The following is a 17,546-nucleotide window of genomic DNA, read 5'->3' on the forward strand; positions in this document are numbered from 1 at the left end:
GGTCACAATTCGATCAAGTCATCGGGCGGAGCGGTGTCTTCCGCCGGTCGTGTCTGAAAACATCCCGACCGAAAGGGCTTTCGGGGGCGCGCCCACAGGGATATTTCGGGGGAGACCGGTGACCGGATTTGTGTTCCTCCGCGCACGCGGACACCGGTTGCTGCTCACGGCGGCCCTGCTGGCCGTGCTGCTCACCACGGCGGTACTCGCCACCCTCGCCGCCTTCGCCGGATCCGTGGGGGACGCCGGGCTGCGGCACGCCCTGCAGACCCGGAACGCCGCGGCCGCCTCGCTGGTCATCACCTCCGACAACGCCGAGGCGGACCGCGCCGAAGCCACCCGGGCCGCACAGCACGGAGCGCGCCAGACCTTCGACCAACTCCCGGTGTCACTCAAGGAGTTCGACACCTCGGGGCCGTACGCACTGCCCCGCGCGCTGCAGACGGCCGCCGCCCGCAAGGGCGAACCGGACCTGACGAAGTTCGCCGTCGCGGACCGCTCGAAGGTCCGCCTGTCGGCAGGCGAGTGGCCCACCTCGGCCCCCGACGGCGTCCTCGGCGTCGCCCTGCCGGAGGCCGCCGCGAAAGCGCTGAAACTGACCCCGGGTCCGCGAGTGCTGCGCCTCACCGACCGGCTGCACGGCCCCGCGGTACGGATCCGCGTCACCGGCACCTACCGCCCGGCCGACCGGAACGATCCGTACTGGCAGCTCGACGAGCTCGGCGGACGCGGCGTGGGCAAGGACTCCTTCACGCTGTACGGGCCGCTGCTCACCGACCCCGCCGTCCTCGACTCCGGCCGGATCAGCCACGCCGGATCGGCCTGGCTGGCCACCGCCGACTACGGCACGCTCGGCGCCGGCCGGATCGACGCGCTGCGCGACACCGCGAAGAAGGGCCTGAAGTTCCTCGACGCGCAGCCCGCGCTCAAGGGCAGCGTCTCCGCCACCACCCAACTCCCCGCAGTGCTCGACCAGTTGGAACGCGCCCTGCTCGTGTCGCGGGCCACCCTGCTCATCGTCTCGCTGCAGCTGGTGCTGCTCGCCGCGTACGCGCTGCTGCTCGTGGCCCGGCTGCTGAGCACCGAACGCGCGGGCGAGAACGAGGTGTTGCTGGCCCGAGGCGCCTCGCGCGGCCGGATCGCGGGGCTCGCCGCAGTCGAGGCGCTGCTCCTCGCCCTGCCCGCGGCAGTGTGCGCGCCCCTGCTCGCCGGTCCGCTCACCCGGCTGCTCGCCGGACAGGGCCTCCTGGCCCGGATCGGGCTGCACCTCGACACCTCGCTGACCGCGCAGGTCTGGCTGGTCGGCGTACTGGCCTCGCTGGCCTGCGCGCTGGCCGTGGTGGGTCCGGCGCTCACCGCGGCCCGGTCCGGCCACGGCCGGACCCGGGCGCTGCCCGCACCGCTGCGGGCCGGAGCCGACGTCGGACTCCTGGTCATCGCCGCCGTCGCCTACTGGCAGCTCGACCGGCGCACACTGGACAGCGGCGCGCTGAGCGGCGACCGCGAGGGCGAGTTGGGCATCGATCCGCTGCTCGTCGTCGCTCCCGCGCTCGCCCTGCTCGCCGGCACCGTGCTGACCCTGCGACTGCTCCCGCCGGCCGCGAAGCTCGCCGAGCGGCACGCCGTCGGCGGCCGCGGCCTCACCGTCTCGCTGGCCGGCTGGCAGTTCAGCCGCAGACCGCTGCGCGGCGCGGGCACGGTGCTGTTGCTCGTGCTCGCCGTCGCGATGGGCATGCTCGCCCTCGGCCAGGGCGCGTCCTGGGACCGCTCGCAGGACGACCAGGCGGACTTCCGCGCGGGCGCCCCGGTGCGAGTGCTGGGCAGCAGCGGCGCCGCGTTCGGCCAGGGCGGGGCGTACGACGAGCTGGCGGGCCTGCGGGCCGCGGCGCCCGCCGCCCGCAGCGAGGTGGGGCTGTCCGGCGGACGCCGGGCAACCCTGCTCGCGCTCGACACCACGACCGCCGGGCCGCACCTGCGCATGCGGGACGATCTGGCCCAGGGCGACCAGGCGAGGCTGCTTGCGGCACTGCGCCCCGAAAAGGCCGCGCCCACCGGGCTGTTGCTGCCCGCCGACACGGCGCGCCTCGACCTCGACATCACCCTGCGCGGCCCGGACGAGGACCCGGGCGTCAGGGCCGGCAACGGCCTCACCGTGACCGCCGAGGACCGCTACGGAGTGCCCTACCAGCTGTTCGCGGACGGCCTGACGCCGGACGGCGAGCCGCACACGCTGACGCTGGACCTGGACGCGGCCGCCGACGCCCCGGTCGGCAAGCCCGCCGGTCCGCTGACGCTGACCGCGATCGAGTTCGAGGAAGCCGGCTATCCGGAACGGGTGCTGCCCAAGCGGCTCACCATCGGGGAGATTCGTGCCATCGGAGCGGACGGCAGCGCGCAGAAGGTGTCCACGCCGAAGGATGCGCGCTGGCACGGGAAGGCCACGGTGAGCCCGGAGCCGAACTCCCTGGGCGGGGACGAGATCGCGCCGAAGGTCACCGACGTACGTGCCACGCCCGGCACGCCGCTGGACGTCAAGTACCACACAGGTACGGGCATCTCCGACGAACGGTGGGACGCCGAGCGCACCGTCACCGTCCGGGTCGCCGCCGCGCGGGCCGAACCCGTGGTGCCGGCCGCGCTGGTGACGCCGCGCTTCCTCGAATCCAGTGGTGCGAAGACCGGCTCCGTCGTCGAAGTCCCGCTGTCCGGCAAGCCCGTCAAGGTGAAGATCGCGGGCGTCCTGCAGGGCGTCCCGACGACCGGGCCCGGCCTCGGACGACCCGATCCGGCCGGGACCAAGGCCACCACGACCGACGGCGGCGCCATGCTGCTCGATCTCCGGGCCGTCAACCGGGTGCTGAGCGAGACCCGCCCCGACGCCGTGGTCACGCCCACCGAGTGGTGGCTGTTCACCAAGCCCGGCAAGGCGGCACAGGTCGCGGCGGAGCTGCGGGACCGCGCCGAGATCGACCCCGGTCAGATCCAGGTACGCGACGAGATCGCCGAGGAGCTGCATGACGATCCGCTGGGCGCAGGCCCACAGACGGCCCTGCTCGCCGTCGCCCTGGTCGCCGCGGCACTGGCCGCGGTGGGCTTCGCGGTGAGTACGGCAGGCGCCGTACGGGAACGCGCGGCGGAGTTCGCGGTGCTCCGGGCGCTCGGCACCCCACGACGGCAGCTGGCCCGGCTCCTCGCCGCCGAACAGTCGCTCCTGATCGGGCTCGCGCTCGTGATCGGGGTGGCCCTCGGCGCGGTCCTCACCCGGGCCGTCGTACCGCTGATCGTGCTCACCGGACAGGCCGCCCAGCCGGTACCGGGCGTGCTCGTCGAACTGCCCGTCGGCCGGGTCGCCCTGCTGCTCGCAGCAGTTGCCGCGGCGCCCGCGCTCATCGTGGCCGTCCTCGCCCTGCGCCGCGGCGATCCCGCGACGGCGCTGCGCGTCCAAGGAGGCGAGCGATGAAGGCTGTTGCTCCCTGGGTCCGCACCCGGCTGCGCACCGCCCCCGGGCCCACCGCCGCACTGATGCTCCTGGTCCTGGTCACCTCGTTCCTCGCCGCGGCGTTCCCGCGTGCGGTCGACACGTACGAAAGCCGGGGCCTGCGCCACGAAGTGCGCGTCGCGCCACCGAAGCAGAGCGTCATCGAACTGACCGACCAGCCGCTGAACGACCTGGATGCCGACCCGAACGAGCAGATCGACGCGCTGCGTCCGCGGAATCTGAACGAGCGCTACCGCAAGATCCTCGACCGGCTGCCAGCGGCCCTGCGTGCCGACTCCGCGCAGTCCACCTTCGGCGTGCGGATCCCGGACCCCGCGGAAGCGAGCGACACGTGGCTGCCCGCCCTCGACGGCGGATCCCCGGTGTTCACGCTCAGCGCCCCGGCCGGGCTCGCCGCACACTCCACGCTGAAGTCGGGGCGCCTGCCCACGGCAGCGGCGGGCTCCGTCGGCCCGGACACCAACGAGGTGCAGGCCGCGGTCACTTCGGCCACCGCCAAGGTCCTCCACATCAAGGTCGGATCGACCATCCACGTGCCACGGGAGGGCACCCCGGACCCGCTCACCGTGAAGATCACGGGCATCGTCGAACCCGTGCACCCGACCAAGAGCTACTGGGCCGTCGAGCCGGTCCTGCGCGCACCCGTCCAACTGCACACGCCGGGGCAGCCGCCGATGCCGTACTGGCACGGAGCGCTGCTCCTGCCGTCCGGGGCGGCACCGGTACTCCTGTCGGTGATGTCGCAGACCGAGGTGTACTGGCGCATCGCCCCCGATCCGTCCGGACTCGGTGTCACCGACGTGCCCCGCATCAAGTCGGCGATCGCCTCCTTCGAGAACGGGCCGCTGCAGGCCCGCCTGCGCTCCGCCGTCTCACCGGGCCTGGAGACCGACACCAGCCTGGACAACACCCTCGTCGAATTCGACGACGTCGTCTCCGCCATCCGGCCGGTGGTCGCCGTCGGATCCTTCGGCGTCGGCAGCGTCGCCGGCGTCGTCCTGCTCATGGCCGGCGGTCTGGCCGCCGCGCGACGGCACACGGAGCTGTCCCTGCTGCGCTCCCGCGGCGGTTCGCTCGCGGGGATCGCCGGACGGCTCCTCGCGGAGACCGCCGTGCCCGTGCTGCCCGCCGCGGCCGTCGGCTGCTTCCTCGCCTTCGTGGCCACGTCCGAGGGCCGGACGCTGCCGCCGTTGCTCGCCTCTGCCGCGGTGGCGTTCGTGGCCTGTGCCGCGCTGCCGGTTCGGGCCGCCGTGCTGCACCGCAGGCCCCGGCTGCACGGCGAGCGCGAGGACCTCGTACGCGCCAGGCCCTCGCGCCGCCGCATCGTGGCCGAGGTGACGGTCCTGGTGCTGACGGTGGCCGCGGTCGCCGCACTGCGCCGCCGGGGTGTGGCGGAGGGCGAGGTGGACCAACTCCTCAGTGCCGCGCCCGTCCTGGTGGGGATCATCGCCGCGCTGGTGCTCGTACGCCTGTATCCGCTGCCCCTGCGTCTTGCGGCGCTTCCGGTGGCGCGTCGGCGCGGGGCGATCGGCTTCCTGTCCCTTGCCCGTGCGGGCCGCTCCCCGTCCGCCGCGGCCCTGCCGCTCCTCGCGCTGCTGCTTGCCCTGACCACCGCGGCGTTCGGCGGCTCGGTGCTGGCAGGGATCGACGACGCCCGGGACCGGGCATCGCTGACCGCGGTGGGCGCCGACGCCCGCATCGGCTCGGCCGATCCGCTGCCGGACAAGCTGACCGATCAGGTGCGGGCGTTGCCCCGGGTGGACGACGTGGCCCCCCTCCATCGCGACTTCACCCTGGACCTGGGGGATGCGAGCACCGAGACCGTCACGCTCCTCGCCGTCGACCCGGCCTCGTACGCGCGGCTCGCCCGCAGCACCGGCCTCGGCGCCTTCCGGGCCGAGGACCTGCGCAGGTCCTCCGGGGCGCTGCCCGCGCTGGCCTCGCCCGGTGTCGCCGAGCGGCTGGGCGGCCGGGAGGCCAGGGTCGGCCCCGGGACCGGCCAGTTCGACGTGCGGGTGCGGTCCGTCCGTGACACCACACCGGGGCTGGCCGACGGCGGCGAGTTCCTGGTGGTCGACGCCGCGGGAGTGCCGCACAGCAGCCCCAACACGCTCCTGATCTCCGGCCCTTCGGTGTCCGTCGACGCCCTGCGGACGGCGGCAGGCAAGGCCGGTGTCCCGGTCAGCGTCACCACCCGGGCCGCCGAGCGGGCCGGCTTCGTCGCCTCGCCCGTGCAGAGCGGCGCCGAACGGATCTACGCACTGGCCGTGGTCGCGGGGGCCGGATACGCGCTCCTCGCGCTGCTCCTCTCGCTGCTGCAGGCCGGTCCTCAGCAGACCACGCTCCTCGGACGGCTGCGGACCATGGGCCTGACCGGCCGGCAGGGCCGCCGCCTGCTCGTCCTGGAGAACCTGCCGCGCACGCTCCTCGCCGCGAGCGGCGGAGCCCTGGTCGGCTGGGCGGCGATCCGGCTGATGGCGCCGGGCATCCAGCTGGACCGCCTGGCCCTGTCCGCCCCGGGACGCTTCGCCTCACTCGGCCCGGTACAGCTGCGCGCCGACCTGCTCAGCCTGCTGCTGCCCGCGCTCGCCGTGGTGGTGATCGCGTCGGCGGTGGCCACGGTGCAGGCCTGGGTCACCACCCGGCGTACGACAACGACCGAACTCAGGGCAGGAGACACCCGATGACCGAGACCGTGTCCTCACCGGAGGTCACCCTCAGCGACCTCGAGCGCCGGGCGGCCGCCCGCCGCGACCGGCCCGCGTACGGCCACGACGCGCTGATCACCTGCGACCGCCTGGTGCGCATCTTCTCCACCGACGGCGTGGAGGTGCAGGCCCTGCAGGGCCTCGACCTCCTGGTCCGCGAGGGCGAGTTGATGGCCCTGGTCGGAGCGTCGGGCAGTGGCAAGTCGACCCTGATGAACATCCTCGCCGGACTGGACGAACCCACCGCCGGCGCGGCGAAGGTGGCCGGCTGCGACCTGCTCGCCATGGGCGCCAAGGATCGCCTGCGCTACCGGCGGGAGGTGGTCGGCTTCGTCTGGCAGCAGACGGCCCGCAATCTGCTGCCGTATCTGACCGCCGTCCAGAACGTGGCGCTGCCCATGCAGCTGCGCGGCCGCACCAAGAAGAAGGCCGAGCGGGCCGAGTCGCTGCTCGCGCTCCTCGACGTCGCGGACTGCCGCGACCGGCGTCCGCACCAGATGTCCGGCGGCCAGCAGCAGCGTGTGGCGATCGCGGTGGCGCTGGCCAACGAGCCGTCGGTGCTGCTCGCCGACGAACCCACCGGCGAGCTGGACTCGCACACCGCGGAGCAGGTGTTCGCGGCGCTGCGCACGGCCAACGAGGAGCTGGGCACGACGGTGGTCATCGTCACGCACGACCAGGAGGTGGCCACCGAGGTCCGCCGCACGGTCGCCATCCGCGACGGCCGCACCTCCACCGAGACCCTGCGCCGCACCGAGGTCGACGCGACGACGGGCCAGGAGGCGGTGGTGGCAAGGGAGTACGCGATGCTGGACCGCGCCGGCCGCCTCCAGCTCCCCGCCGACTACACCGAGGCGCTGGGCATGCACGACCGCGTCATGCTGGAGCTGGAGCCCGACCACATCGGAATCTGGCCGGACGACACGACAGAACAGACGTGACCTGAATCCACACGCCCGGCCCCCACACGGCCCGGTCTCGCGCAGCCGCTCTCGCACTGCCCGATCCCGTGCAGCCCGGTCCCGTGTGGCCTTCCCGCACGGCCCGATCTCGTACGGCCTGGTCCCGTGCGGCCTTCCCGTACGGCCTGGTCCCGTGCAGCCGGTTCCGTACGGTCCGATCCTGTGCAGTCCGGTCCCGTGTGGCCTTTCCGCACAGCCCGATCTCGTACGGCCTGGTCCCGTGCGGCCTTCCCGTACGGCCTGGTCCCGTGCAGCCGGTTCCGTACGGTCCGATCCTGTGCAGTCCGGTCCCGTGTGGCCTTCCCGCACAGCCCGATCTCGTACGGCCTGGTCCCGCGCGGCCTTCCCGTACGGCCTGGTCCCGTGCAGCCGGTTCCGTACGGTCCGATCCTGTGCAGTCCGGTCCCGTGTGGCCTTTCCGCGCAGCCCGATCTCGTACGGCCTGGTCCCGTGCGGCCTTCCCGTACGGCCTGGTCCCGTGCAGCCGGTTCCGTACGGTCCGATCCTGTGCAGTCCGGTCCCGTGTGGCCTTTCCGCGCAGCCCGACCTCGTACGGCCTGGTCCCGCGCGGCCCAGCCCCATGCGGCGTGTTCCCGTGCAGTCAGGTCCCGTGCGGCGTGGCCCTGCATAGCGAGCCGTCCCGTGCGGCCCGGCCCCACGTGGCGTTCCCGTGCAGTCAGGACCCGTGCAGCCCGGTCCCGCACAGCCTCACCCGGCAGCCTGGTCCCGCACAGCCTCACCCGCCACAGCCCGGCCCCACCCGACACGGTCCGTCCGGCCCTCACCCCGCCCCCGTACGACGGACACCCCGGCGCGTCACCTTGTCGACCCGTGGGGTCAGGGGTGGCCTGGCCTCCGGTACACGCACGACCCCGGAGGTTCGGATGCGCCCCTCAGCCCACTCGGCTCTAGCCACGCTCGCCGCCACCGCCCTGATCGCCCTGGTGCCCGCCGCACCCGCCCAGGCGGACGCCGCCCCGCGAGGCGGCGGCCTGTTCCTGACCGTGTCCGGGTCGGAGAACACCTGGATCCGCGGCGTCCTCCTGCGCTGCCCGCCGAACCCGACCCCGCACCCGAAGGCCGCGCAGGCCTGCGCCGCGCTCGACGCCGTACGCGGCGACTTCGACAAGCTGCCCCTCGCCCCGGGCGCCTGCACGCTGCAGCTCGACCCGGTCACGGTCAGTGCCTCGGGCACCCATCGCGGACGCCCGCTGGCCTGGCACAAGACGTTCCCCAACGCCTGCGCGATGACCGCCGCCACCGGCCCGGTCTTCGCGTTCTGATCGCGTTCCGGTCGTTCTCGGATCGTGGAAATGCGCAGACGCTAGCGGAAGTGGGTCTTCGCGAGGGACGATGAACTCCTGGTCGCGGTGCGGGCACGCAGGTGTCCGACCGGTGGGAGGAGGGTGTCGCGATGCCCGGTTCTACGAAGACGATGGGGGTGCTCACCGTCGGGGGCCTCGTCGTGGTGACGGCCTACACGGTGGCGCTCGGCAGCAACGGCTGGCTGTGGTTCGGCTGGGTCGTGCTCGGGCTGATCACGGCGGCCATCGCCCTGTCCAAGCCCGCCTGAGCCGCCCCGCCGAGCCTGCTTGAGCGCCTACTGCCCGTAGGTGCCCACTGCCAGCAGGCGCCTACTGCCCGCGGGCGTGCAACGACTGCAGATAGGCGTTGTACGCCTCGAGCTCCTTGTCGCCGTCGCGGTCCGCGGCGCGGTCCGAGCGCCGTGCCTCGCGCTCCTCGGACTTGCGCCACTGGAACAGCAGCGCCACGAGCACGACCACGGACGGGATCTCGGAGAAGGCCCACGCGATGCCGCCCCCCGCCTCCTGGTCGGCGAGCGGGTCGATGCCGAGCGAGGCGGGCGGGTGCATGTACGTGCCGACCATGGGCGTGGTCGCCATCATCAGCGCGATGCCGAAGAACGCGTGGAACGGCATGCCCGCGAACAGCTCCAGCATCCGCATCACATAGCCGGGCCGGTGCGGCCCCGGGTCCACGCCCATGATCGGCCAGAAGAAGACCAGGCCCACCGCGAGGAAGTGCACCATCATGAAGATGTGCCCCGGCTTGGACTCCATCAGGAAGTCGAAGAGCGGCGTGAAGTAGAGGCCGTACAGGCTCGCGATGAACATCGGGATCGTGAACGCGGGATGCGTCACGATCTTCATGTAGCGGCTGTGCAGCAGCATCAACAGCAGCTCGCGCGGCCCCTTGCGGCGCCCCCGCCCCGCGACCGGCATCGCCCGCAGCGCCAGCGTGATCGGCGCCCCGAGCAGCAGCAGGATCGGCGACAGCATGCTGATCACCATGTGCTGCACCATGTGCACGCTGAACATGACCATGCCGTAGTCGTTGAGCTTCGTACACATCACGAGCGCGATGGTCAGCACGCCGATGACGAAGGCGATGCTCCGCCCGACCGGCCACGAGTCGCCGCGGCGGATCAGCCGCACCACGCCCCACCCGTAGAGGGCGAGCCCCGCGAGGCAGCCGATCAGGAAGAAGGCGTCCATGGACGGTTCGAGGCCCCGCCCCAGCGTGAACGGCGGCAGATCCATGTCCATGTCCATGCCGTGCCCGCTGTGATCCATCCGCTGACTCCTGATTCGTGCCGGTTGTCCGGACCCAGAGTAGAACCGCCCCCGGCCGAAGCTTCGGCCGGGGGCGGTTCGAACTGCTCAGGTGGATCGGGTACTACAGGACGCACTCGGCCTCGGCGTACCGCTCGTCCGGCACGGTCTTCAGGGTCTCGACGGCCTTCGCGAGCGGCGCCATCACGATGTCGGTGCCCTGCAGTGCGGTCATCATCCCGAACTCCCCGCGGTGCACGGCCTCCACGGCGTGCCAGCCGAAGCGGGTGGCGAGGACACGGTCGTACGCGGTCGGGGTGCCGCCCCGCTGGACGTGGCCGAGGATGACCGGGCGGGCCTCCTTGCCGAGGCGCTGCTCCAGCTCGATGGAGAGCTGGCGGGCGATGCCGGCGAAGCGCTCGTGGCCGTAGATGTCCTTGCCGCCCTCGTCGTACTCCATGGAGCCCTCGCGGGGCTTGGCGCCCTCGGCGGCGACGACGATCGCGAACTTCTTGCCGGCCTCGAAGCGGGCGCCGACCTTCTTGGCCAGCTCGTCGATGTCGAAGGGCCGCTCGGGCACGACGATGGCGTGGGCGCCCGCCGCCATACCGGAGTTGAGGGCGATCCAGCCGGTGTGCCGGCCCATGACCTCGACGATCAGGACGCGCTGGTGGGACTCGGCGGTGGTCTTGAGACGGTCGAGCGCCTCGGTGGCGACACCGACGGCGGTGTCGAAACCGAACGTCACGTCCGTCACCGCTATGTCGTTGTCGATGGTCTTCGGGACGCCGACGATCGGCAGACCGTTGTCCGAGAGGAGGCGGGCGGCCTTGAGGGTGCCCTCACCGCCGATCGGAATGATCGCGTCCAGGCCGAGCTCTTCGAGATGTCCCTTGGCGCGCTCGACGCCGTCCCGCAGATGCGCGGGCTGTACGCGCGAGGAGCCGAGGATGGTGCCGCCGCGGGCGAGGATGCCGCTGACGGCATCGAGGTCGAGCTTGCGGTAGTCGCACTCGAGGAGGCCCTTCCACCCGTCGTGGAAGCCGATGACCTCGTCGCCGTGGTCGACCACGGCGCGGTGCACGACCGACCGAATGACAGCGTTCAGGCCGGGGCAGTCGCCGCCGGAGGTGAGGACGCCTATACGCATGGCCCAAGAACCTTTGCAACGTGGGCGGATGTACCGGACCACGTCGTCCGGCGAAGACCCCGTCACCCTACTAGTGCGAAGTGACGGGGCCGAATCGCAGTCCAGGCCCTGGATTTGGAGGACCGTACGAGCGTGCCTCAGCTCACTTGTGGCCCGCTCTAGGCGGGCTGAGTGGCGGCCGCGATGCGCTCGCCGCGCAGCGCCTCGTACCAGCGGTCGTCGACCTGCGGCAGCGCGTTCACGTCGAGCGCGAGCTTGAGCAGCAGGTCGGCGACCTGCGGGTTGCGGGCGAGGACGGGGCCGTGCATGTACGTACCGAAGACGGTGTCGTTGTACGCGCCCTCGGTGCCGTCGCCCGTGCCGTTGCCCTTGCCGAGCCGCACGTGCGCGAACGGGCGCGCGGAGGGGCCGAGATGGGTGATGCCCTGGTGGTTCTCGAAGCCGGTCAGCTGAGGCAGGCCCAGCGGCTGGTCGATGTCGGCCAGGACATCGCCGACGCACCGCTCGCCCTCGCCGCGCGTGGAGACCACGTCGAGCAGGCCGAGGCCCGGCTCGCGCTGGCCGAGGTCGTTGATGAACTCGTGGCCGAGGATCTGGTAGCCCGCGCACACCGAGAAGACGATCGCGCCGTTGGCCACCGCGCGGCTCAACCCGCCGTCGCGGCGCAGGCGTTCGGCCGCCAGGCGCTGCGGGCGGTCCTCACCGCCGCCGATCAGGTAGATGTCGCCCGAGGTGGGGATCGCCTGGTCGCTGCGTACGTCGTAGCGCTCGACGTTGAGGCCGCGCTGGCGGGCCCGGCGCTCCACGACGAGGGCGTTGCCCTGGTCTCCGTAGGTGCTCAGCAGGTCGGGGTAGACCCAGACCAGACGCAGGCTGTTGTCGCTCATGCTCATGTGTCCTTAACCCTGTCAGTCACACGTCAGTTGCCGACGCGGCGGCGGACGTCCTGGAACGCGGTGTAGTTGGCGATCAGCTCGATCTGCCCGGGGGGCGCCAGCTGTACGGCCTCGTCGATGGTGTCGCAGACCCGGAAGTCCAGGCCGGCCACTTCGAGGCGTACGGCCAGGTCGAGCCGGCGGTCACCGATGACGAAGATCGGGTGCCCGGCGAGCCGCGTGTAGTCGACGTCCCACAGCCAGGAGGTGTCGGTGCCGTCGGCGCCGCGCGCGTTCACCGAAAGGATCACCGGGGTGGGCGGCGGGTCGATCAGGGAAAACGTTTCGAGCCAGCCCGCCGGGTTCTTCGCCAGCAGCAGACGAAGATCGCGGTTCTGGAACTGGACGACGTCATAGCGTCCGGCGACGGCCTGCACCTGGTACATGCGCTCGAGGGCGACCTGCGGCGGCACCCCGAAGACGGCGGCGACGGCGGCCGAGCTGGTGGCGTTGGCCTTGTTGGCGCGGCCCGGCAGCTGAAGGTGGATCGGCCAGGCCGAACCGTGCGGGTCGAGCACGTGGTCGCCGCTGAGCGCCCAGCTCGGGGCGGGACGGCGGAAGCCGCAGTCGCCGCAGAACCAGTCGTCGCCGGGGCGCTGCATCACGCCACCGCAGGACGGGCAGGACCAGGCGTCGTCCTTCCACTCCTGACCGGCCGCGACCCACACCACGTTCGGCGAGGAGGAGGCGGCCCACACGATCAGCGGGTCGTCCGCGTTGGCGATGACGACGGCCTTGGAACCGGCCAGGCCCTCGCGCCACTTCTCGGCGAGCATGCGCGTCTCGGCGGCCCGGTCGAGCTGGTCACGGGAGAGGTTGAGCAGCGCGATCGCCTTGGGGTCGACGTCGCGGGCCACTCCGGCCAGGTACTTCTCGTCGACCTCGATCACGCCGTACTTGGCGTCCGAGCCACCGGCCAGCGCCGAGGTGATGCCGGCCGGCATGTTCGCGCCGAGCGCGTTGGAGACCACGGGGCCCGCGGCGCGCAGCGCCTCCGCGATCAGTCGCGTCGTGGTCGTCTTGCCGTTCGTCGCCGACACCAGGATCACGTCGAGGTGCTGGGCGAGCCGGCCGAGCAGGTCCGGGTCGAGCTTGAGCGCCACCCGGCCGCCGATCACCGATCCGCTGCCGCGTCCCGCGGCGCGCGACACCGCCGCGGCTGCCTTGCCTGCCGTCACGGCCAGCTTGGCCCGCGGCGACAGCGGGTCCGCACTGCCAGGGTGTCCTGCCATCGTTCCAGCTCCTCCTTGCGTTCCGGCGCCGCGCCTGCCCGGCACTGGTGTGACCTCAGCCTATCGAGGTCCCGGGCGGCGCCCGAACCGCGGCACCGCCCAGTGGCCGAGTGAGGTCCGGAACGTACCCTTACGGCCATGCGACAAGGCTCCATCCCGGGCAGCTCGGGACACGTACGGCCCATGACCCTGCTCGGCGACCCCGTGCTGCACGCACCGTGCGAGGAGGTCACCGACTTCGGCCCGTCCCTGGCCCGCCTGGTCGAGGACATGTTCGCGACGATGTACGCGGCCCCGGGGGTCGGCCTCGCCGCGAACCAGGTCGGCGTTCCGCTCAGGGTGTTCGTCTACGACTGCCCCGACGACGAGGATCGACGCCACCTCGGGCATGTGATCAATCCCCGCCTGGTCGAGGCGGACGGCTTCACGGTGCGCGGCCCCGAGGGCTGTCTCTCCCTGCCGGGCCTGGAGGCGGCCACGCCGCGCTTCGACCACGCGGTGGTGGAGGGCGTCGACCTGCTCGGGGAGCCGGTACGCATCGTGGGAGAGGGCTGGTTCGCCCGCTGCCTGCAGCACGAGTGCGACCACCTGGACGGGCGGATCTACCCGGAACGCCTGGGCTCCTGGCGGCGTGGCAGGGTGCTGCGGGCCGCGCGGAAGACCGAGTGGGGCGCGGACATCGACGTACGCCGACTCGGGAACGTAGAAGAAGCCGACTCGGGAACGTAGAAGAAGAGGCCGTACGAGACGCGTGATCCGGTACGTGCCGGCCTGAGGCGGGACTCGCCCCGAACAGCCCCGGATCAGAAGCCCGGACCGCCCGCGATGTCCCCGGCCGCCGCGAGGCGTCCCCACAGCAGATCCGCGAGGCTGTTCACCAACTCGGCCCGGGAGCAGGGGCGTTCGCCCAGCCACCAGTCGCCCGCCGCGTGCATCATGCCGACGATGCCGTGGCCCCACACCCGCGCGAGCTGCTCGCCCGACGGGCCGAGGTCGACCCGTTCGGCGATGACCTTGGCGAGCTCCTCGCCGAGGCGGCGCAGCAGGGGAGCGGAGTGCAGGCCGACGTCGAAGCCCTGCTCGTTCTGCTCGGACTGTGAGGCGCCCTCCGCCGGGTGCATCAGGAAGCGGTAGACCTGCGGGGCCCCCTCGATCGCCGCGAGGTAGGTGTCGAGGGTCGCCTCCACGCGCTCGCGGCGCTCGGCCGGGGCGTCGAGGGCGGCGCGCAGGGAGTCGAGGAGTGCGTCGGTGTGGCGCTTGGCGAGGGCCGCGTACAGGCCGCCCTTGTCGCCGAAGTGGCGGTAGAGGATCGGCTTGGTGATGCCCGCCTCCGCGGCGATGGCGTTCATCGAGGCGCCGGGGCCGTCGCGGAGCACCACGCGGTCCGCGGCTTCGAGCAGCTCGCGGCGACGACGCTCGGCCGACCTTTCCTGATCGGTCCGTTGTGTCGTGTCCATTGCACTTCTCCCCGCCCTGCTGATTCCGTGACGCACGCGCAACGTAACACCCTTCACCGCTTCTCCATCGAACTCATCGAACGCGCGACCGGGAGTTGACATCCGCTACTGGCGGGTAACAGACTCGCGTTACCGCAAGTAACAAGGTGCAAGTGCTGGAGGGGACCGTCATGGCCGAGTTCATCATGGAGCTGAACGACGAGCAGAAGGAAGTCAGGGACTGGCTCCACGGATTCGCCGCCGATGTGATCCGCCCCGCGGCCGCCGAGTGGGACGAGCGCGAGGAGACCCCCTGGCCGGTCATCCAGGAGGCCGCGAAGGTCGGCATCTACTCCCTGGACTTCTACGCCCAGCAGTTCTTCGACCCGACCGGGCTCGGTATCCCGATGGCGATGGAGGAGCTGTTCTGGGGCGACGCCGGCATCGCCCTGTCGATCGTCGGCACCGGCCTCGCCGCGGTCGGCGTCCTCGCCAACGGCACCGAGGAGCAGATCGGCACCTGGATCCCCGAGATGTACGGCGACGCCGACGACGTGAAGGTCGCCGCCTTCTGCTCCTCCGAGCCCGACGCGGGCTCCGACGTCGCGGCCATGCGCACCCGCGCCGTCTACGACGAGGCCAAGGACGAGTGGGTCCTCAACGGCACCAAGACCTGGGCGACGAACGGCGGCATAGCCAACGTCCACGTCGTCGTCGCCGTGGTCGACCCCGAGATCGGCTCCAAGGGCCACGCCTCCTTCATCGTGCCGCCGAACACCCCCGGCCTGTCCCAGGGCCAGAAGTTCAAGAAGCACGGCATCCGCGCCTCGCACACCGCCGAGGTCGTCCTGGAGGACGTGCGCATCCCCGGCTCCTGCCTGCTCGGCGGCAAGGACAAGCTCGACGAGCGCCTGGCCCGGGCCCGCGAGAAGGCCAAGGCGGGCGGCGGCGAGCGCGTGAAGAACGCGGCGATGGCCACCTTCGAGGCCTCCCGCCCGGCCGTCGGCGCCATGGCGGTGGGCACCGCGCGTGCCGCGTACGACTACGCCCTCGAATACGCCAAGTCCCGTACGCAGTTCGGCCGTCCGATCATCGACAATCAGGGCATCGCCTTCCAGCTCGCCGACATGCGCACCCAGATCGACGCCGCCCGCCTCCTGGTGTGGCGCGCCTCCTGGATGGCGACCACGGGGAAGAAGTTCGAGTCGGCCGAGGGCTCGATGTCCAAGCTGTTCGCGAGCGAGACCGCCAAGAAGGTCACCGCCCAGGCGGTCCAGATCCTCGGCGGCAACGGCTTCACCCGTGAGTACCCGGTCGAGCGCATGCACCGTGACGCCGCGATCTACACGATCTTCGAGGGGACCAGCGAGATCCAGCGCCTGGTGATCGCGCGCACGCTCTCGGGCATGCCGATCCGCTAGTCGTACGCAGTCCGCCCGGCCTTAGAGCCTGGGAAGGGGCCGTCCTGCCGGGCAGGGCGGCCCCTTCGCGTGCTCAGCCGTGCACCGGGGCCCGCTCGTCGAGGAGCCCTTCGCCGCGCAGGTCGTCCCACACCCCGTCCGGGACCGGCGCCCCGAACGCCGCGACATTGCGCCGGACTTCGTCCGCGGTCCGCATCCCGACCACGATCCCGGCGACGGCCGGATGCCGCAGCGGGAACGCCATCGCCACCTGGGGCAGTGTCACCCCGTGCGCCTCGCAGGCGTCGGCGAGGCGATGGGCGCGGCGCACCAGCTCCGGGCCGGCGGGTGCGTAGTCGAAGGGGGCGTCCTTCGCGGGCCGGTCCGTGGCGAGCAGCCCGGAGTTGAAGACGGACGCCGCGAGCACCGACACCCCGCGGTCCGTGCACGCGGGCAGCAGCTCGTCGAGTGCGCTGTGGTCGAGGAGGGTGTAGCGGCCCGACAGCATCACCACGTCGACGTCCGACTCCTTGACCAGCGTGGCGAGTTGGCCGGGGTGGTACATGCCCGCGCCGATGGCGCCGACGACGCCCTCGGCCCGCAGTTCGGCCAACGCGGGGTGGCCCTCGCGCAGCGCGTCCTCGAAGTGGCGTTCCGCGTCGTGCAGGAGGAGCAGGTCGATGCGGTCGACGCCCATCCGGGTCAGGGAGTCCTCGACGCTGCGCCGGACGCCGTCGCGGCTGAAGTCCCAGACCCTGCGATGCGTCGCGGGCACCTCGAAGGACTCGTCCCTGCGGCCCTGCGGGTCCTGCGGGACCAGGAGCCGGCCGACCTTCGTGGAGAGCGTGAAGTCCGCCCGGGCCTTGCCGCTCAGGAGCTCGCCGGTGCGGCGTTCGGAGTGGCCTATGCCGTAGTGCGGCGAGGTGTCGAAGTAGCGGATGCCGCTCTCCCAGGCCGCGTCGAGCGCGCCGGCCGCGGTGGCGTCGTCGAGCGGTGCGAAGAGCCCGCCGAGCGGGCCGCCGCCGAAGCCGAGCTCGGTGACCTGGACCGTGCTCCGCCCGAGCTGGTTCGACCTCATCCTGCATCTCCCTTGATGGGTGCCGTGTGGAATGCGGTGCGGGGGCCATGGTGCCTTGGAGCCGGGCGCTGATCCAAGGATTTACCTGGGTGGGTAGAGCCTCAACAGGCCTGTGCAGATTGGGTGTTGCTGTGTACGCGGCCGCTGTTCGCTCGCTTCGGGCGGCAGTACGTTGACCTGCGTCAGGAGGTGGCCGATGCCCAGGCGCGACGACGACGCGGTGGCCCGGCTCACCGTCCGGCTCGACGGCGCAACGCTCTGGCAGGACCGGCCCGCGTACGCCGAACTCGTCCACCGCGCCCTGCGCGCGGGTCTGGCCGGGGCCAGTGTCTTCCACGACTTCGAGGGCTCCGGGCCCGGCGGCGGCCTCCACCATGCGGACTCCGCACACTTCGCCCCGCGGGGGCCGTGCTCCGTCCTGATCGTCGACGGTGAGCAGCAGCTGCGCGAGTTCCTGGGGACCGTGCAGGACGTCCTCGAGCATGCGCGGGCCGCGGTGTCCATCGATGTCGTACGCCACCACAGCACGGCCCGTGGACGCCCTTGAGGCCGGTCAACTCGGCTGCTGTACAG

General features: G+C 72.2%; 14 protein-coding genes. 8 read left to right on the forward strand and 6 right to left on the reverse strand.

Annotation, left to right across the window (positions count from 1 at the left end; translation table 11 throughout):
* The first annotated feature begins 118 nt into the window (after positions 1-118).
* The 5 genes from OG430_RS43555 to OG430_RS43575 all read left to right on the forward strand — a co-directional run bounded on the left by OG430_RS43555 (position 119) and on the right by OG430_RS43575 (position 8,742).
* Positions 119-3,460, forward strand: coding sequence for an ABC transporter permease (locus OG430_RS43555; protein ID WP_327358200.1), 3,342 nt, complete (start codon positions 119-121; stop codon positions 3,458-3,460).
* Complete coding sequence (locus OG430_RS43560) at positions 3,457-6,186, forward strand: ABC transporter permease (protein WP_327358201.1); 2,730 nt, start codon at positions 3,457-3,459, stop codon at positions 6,184-6,186. The genes OG430_RS43555 and OG430_RS43560 overlap by 4 nt, the downstream gene beginning before the upstream one ends.
* Positions 6,183-7,148, forward strand: a complete 966-nt coding sequence (locus tag OG430_RS43565) for an ABC transporter ATP-binding protein (RefSeq protein ID WP_327358202.1) — start codon at positions 6,183-6,185, stop codon at positions 7,146-7,148. Before OG430_RS43560 ends, OG430_RS43565 begins: the two co-directional genes overlap by 4 nt.
* 905 nt (positions 7,149-8,053) lie before the next feature.
* Positions 8,054-8,452 carry an SSI family serine proteinase inhibitor gene (locus tag OG430_RS43570; protein ID WP_327358203.1) on the forward strand — a complete coding sequence of 133 codons (399 nt, stop codon included), beginning with the start codon at positions 8,054-8,056 and terminating at the stop codon, positions 8,450-8,452.
* Positions 8,453-8,583: 131 nt separating this feature from the next.
* Positions 8,584-8,742: a hypothetical protein gene (locus OG430_RS43575; RefSeq protein ID WP_327358204.1), complete on the forward strand. Its 159-nt coding sequence runs from the start codon at positions 8,584-8,586 to the stop codon at positions 8,740-8,742.
* A 61-nt stretch (positions 8,743-8,803) separates the two neighbouring features.
* Here OG430_RS43575 and OG430_RS43580 read toward each other — a convergent pair whose 3' ends face one another.
* The 4 genes from OG430_RS43580 to OG430_RS43595 all read right to left on the reverse strand — a co-directional run bounded on the left by OG430_RS43580 (position 8,804) and on the right by OG430_RS43595 (position 13,059).
* Positions 8,804-9,763 (reverse strand): cytochrome c oxidase assembly protein, encoded by a 960-nt coding sequence (locus tag OG430_RS43580; RefSeq protein WP_327358205.1) that lies wholly within the window; start codon positions 9,761-9,763, stop codon positions 8,804-8,806.
* A gap of 103 nt (positions 9,764-9,866) precedes the next feature.
* The gene (locus tag OG430_RS43585; RefSeq protein WP_327358206.1) at positions 9,867-10,892 is read right to left on the reverse strand and encodes a 6-phosphofructokinase; all 1,026 of its coding nucleotides are present in this window, start codon (positions 10,890-10,892) and stop codon (positions 9,867-9,869) included.
* A gap of 158 nt (positions 10,893-11,050) precedes the next feature.
* The gene (locus OG430_RS43590; RefSeq protein WP_327358207.1) at positions 11,051-11,779 is read right to left on the reverse strand and encodes a type 1 glutamine amidotransferase; all 729 of its coding nucleotides are present in this window, start codon (positions 11,777-11,779) and stop codon (positions 11,051-11,053) included.
* Positions 11,780-11,811: 32 nt separating this feature from the next.
* Positions 11,812-13,059 carry a Mur ligase family protein gene (locus OG430_RS43595; protein ID WP_327358208.1) on the reverse strand — a complete coding sequence of 416 codons (1,248 nt, stop codon included), beginning with the start codon at positions 13,057-13,059 and terminating at the stop codon, positions 11,812-11,814.
* Positions 13,060-13,197: 138 nt separating this feature from the next.
* On the opposite strand from OG430_RS43595, the gene def reads away from it, so the two are divergent.
* Positions 13,198-13,788: a peptide deformylase gene (def, locus tag OG430_RS43600; RefSeq protein WP_327358209.1), complete on the forward strand. Its 591-nt coding sequence runs from the start codon at positions 13,198-13,200 to the stop codon at positions 13,786-13,788.
* A gap of 74 nt (positions 13,789-13,862) precedes the next feature.
* Here def and OG430_RS43605 read toward each other — a convergent pair whose 3' ends face one another.
* On the reverse strand, positions 13,863-14,516 hold the full coding sequence (locus tag OG430_RS43605; RefSeq protein ID WP_327358210.1) for a TetR family transcriptional regulator: 654 nt from the start codon (positions 14,514-14,516) through the stop codon (positions 13,863-13,865).
* Positions 14,517-14,686: 170 nt separating this feature from the next.
* Between OG430_RS43605 and OG430_RS43610 the strand changes: the two genes are divergently transcribed.
* Positions 14,687-15,916 (forward strand): acyl-CoA dehydrogenase family protein, encoded by a 1,230-nt coding sequence (locus tag OG430_RS43610; protein ID WP_327358211.1) that lies wholly within the window; start codon positions 14,687-14,689, stop codon positions 15,914-15,916.
* Positions 15,917-15,989: 73 nt separating this feature from the next.
* Here the strand turns inward: OG430_RS43610 and OG430_RS43615 are convergent, their stop codons facing one another.
* A complete protein-coding gene (locus OG430_RS43615; RefSeq protein ID WP_327358212.1) occupies positions 15,990-16,973 on the reverse strand; it encodes an aldo/keto reductase in 984 nt (327 codons plus the stop codon).
* 196 nt (positions 16,974-17,169) lie between these two features.
* Here OG430_RS43615 and OG430_RS43620 point away from each other — a divergent pair, with 196 nt between their 5' ends.
* Positions 17,170-17,520 (forward strand): DUF190 domain-containing protein, encoded by a 351-nt coding sequence (locus OG430_RS43620; protein WP_327358213.1) that lies wholly within the window; start codon positions 17,170-17,172, stop codon positions 17,518-17,520.
* The last annotated feature ends 26 nt before the right edge of the window (positions 17,521-17,546 follow it).

Origin of the sequence: Streptomyces sp. NBC_01304, assembly GCF_035975855.1 — a bacterium.
Taxonomy (GTDB): Bacteria; Actinomycetota; Actinomycetes; order Streptomycetales; family Streptomycetaceae; genus Streptomyces.

What these genes read in the sequence shown, in the direction of transcription:
- OG430_RS43615 (WP_327358212.1), bottom strand. Translation starts at nt 16,973, where the DNA reads ATGAGGTCGAACCAGCTCGGGCGGAGCACGGTCCAGGTCACCGAGCTC.
- OG430_RS43580 (WP_327358205.1), bottom strand. Translation starts at nt 9,763, where the DNA reads ATGGATCACAGCGGGCACGGCATGGACATGGACATGGATCTGCCGCCG.
- OG430_RS43565 (WP_327358202.1), top strand. Translation starts at nt 6,183, where the DNA reads ATGACCGAGACCGTGTCCTCACCGGAGGTCACCCTCAGCGACCTCGAG.
- OG430_RS43590 (WP_327358207.1), bottom strand. Translation starts at nt 11,779, where the DNA reads ATGAGCGACAACAGCCTGCGTCTGGTCTGGGTCTACCCCGACCTGCTG.
- OG430_RS43575 (WP_327358204.1), top strand. Translation starts at nt 8,584, where the DNA reads ATGCCCGGTTCTACGAAGACGATGGGGGTGCTCACCGTCGGGGGCCTC.
- OG430_RS43560 (WP_327358201.1), top strand. Translation starts at nt 3,457, where the DNA reads ATGAAGGCTGTTGCTCCCTGGGTCCGCACCCGGCTGCGCACCGCCCCC.
- OG430_RS43605 (WP_327358210.1), bottom strand. Translation starts at nt 14,516, where the DNA reads ATGGACACGACACAACGGACCGATCAGGAAAGGTCGGCCGAGCGTCGT.
- OG430_RS43610 (WP_327358211.1), top strand. Translation starts at nt 14,687, where the DNA reads ATGGCCGAGTTCATCATGGAGCTGAACGACGAGCAGAAGGAAGTCAGG.
- OG430_RS43595 (WP_327358208.1), bottom strand. Translation starts at nt 13,059, where the DNA reads ATGGCAGGACACCCTGGCAGTGCGGACCCGCTGTCGCCGCGGGCCAAG.
- OG430_RS43585 (WP_327358206.1), bottom strand. Translation starts at nt 10,892, where the DNA reads ATGCGTATAGGCGTCCTCACCTCCGGCGGCGACTGCCCCGGCCTGAAC.
- def (WP_327358209.1), top strand. Translation starts at nt 13,198, where the DNA reads ATGCGACAAGGCTCCATCCCGGGCAGCTCGGGACACGTACGGCCCATG.
- OG430_RS43570 (WP_327358203.1), top strand. Translation starts at nt 8,054, where the DNA reads ATGCGCCCCTCAGCCCACTCGGCTCTAGCCACGCTCGCCGCCACCGCC.
- OG430_RS43620 (WP_327358213.1), top strand. Translation starts at nt 17,170, where the DNA reads ATGCCCAGGCGCGACGACGACGCGGTGGCCCGGCTCACCGTCCGGCTC.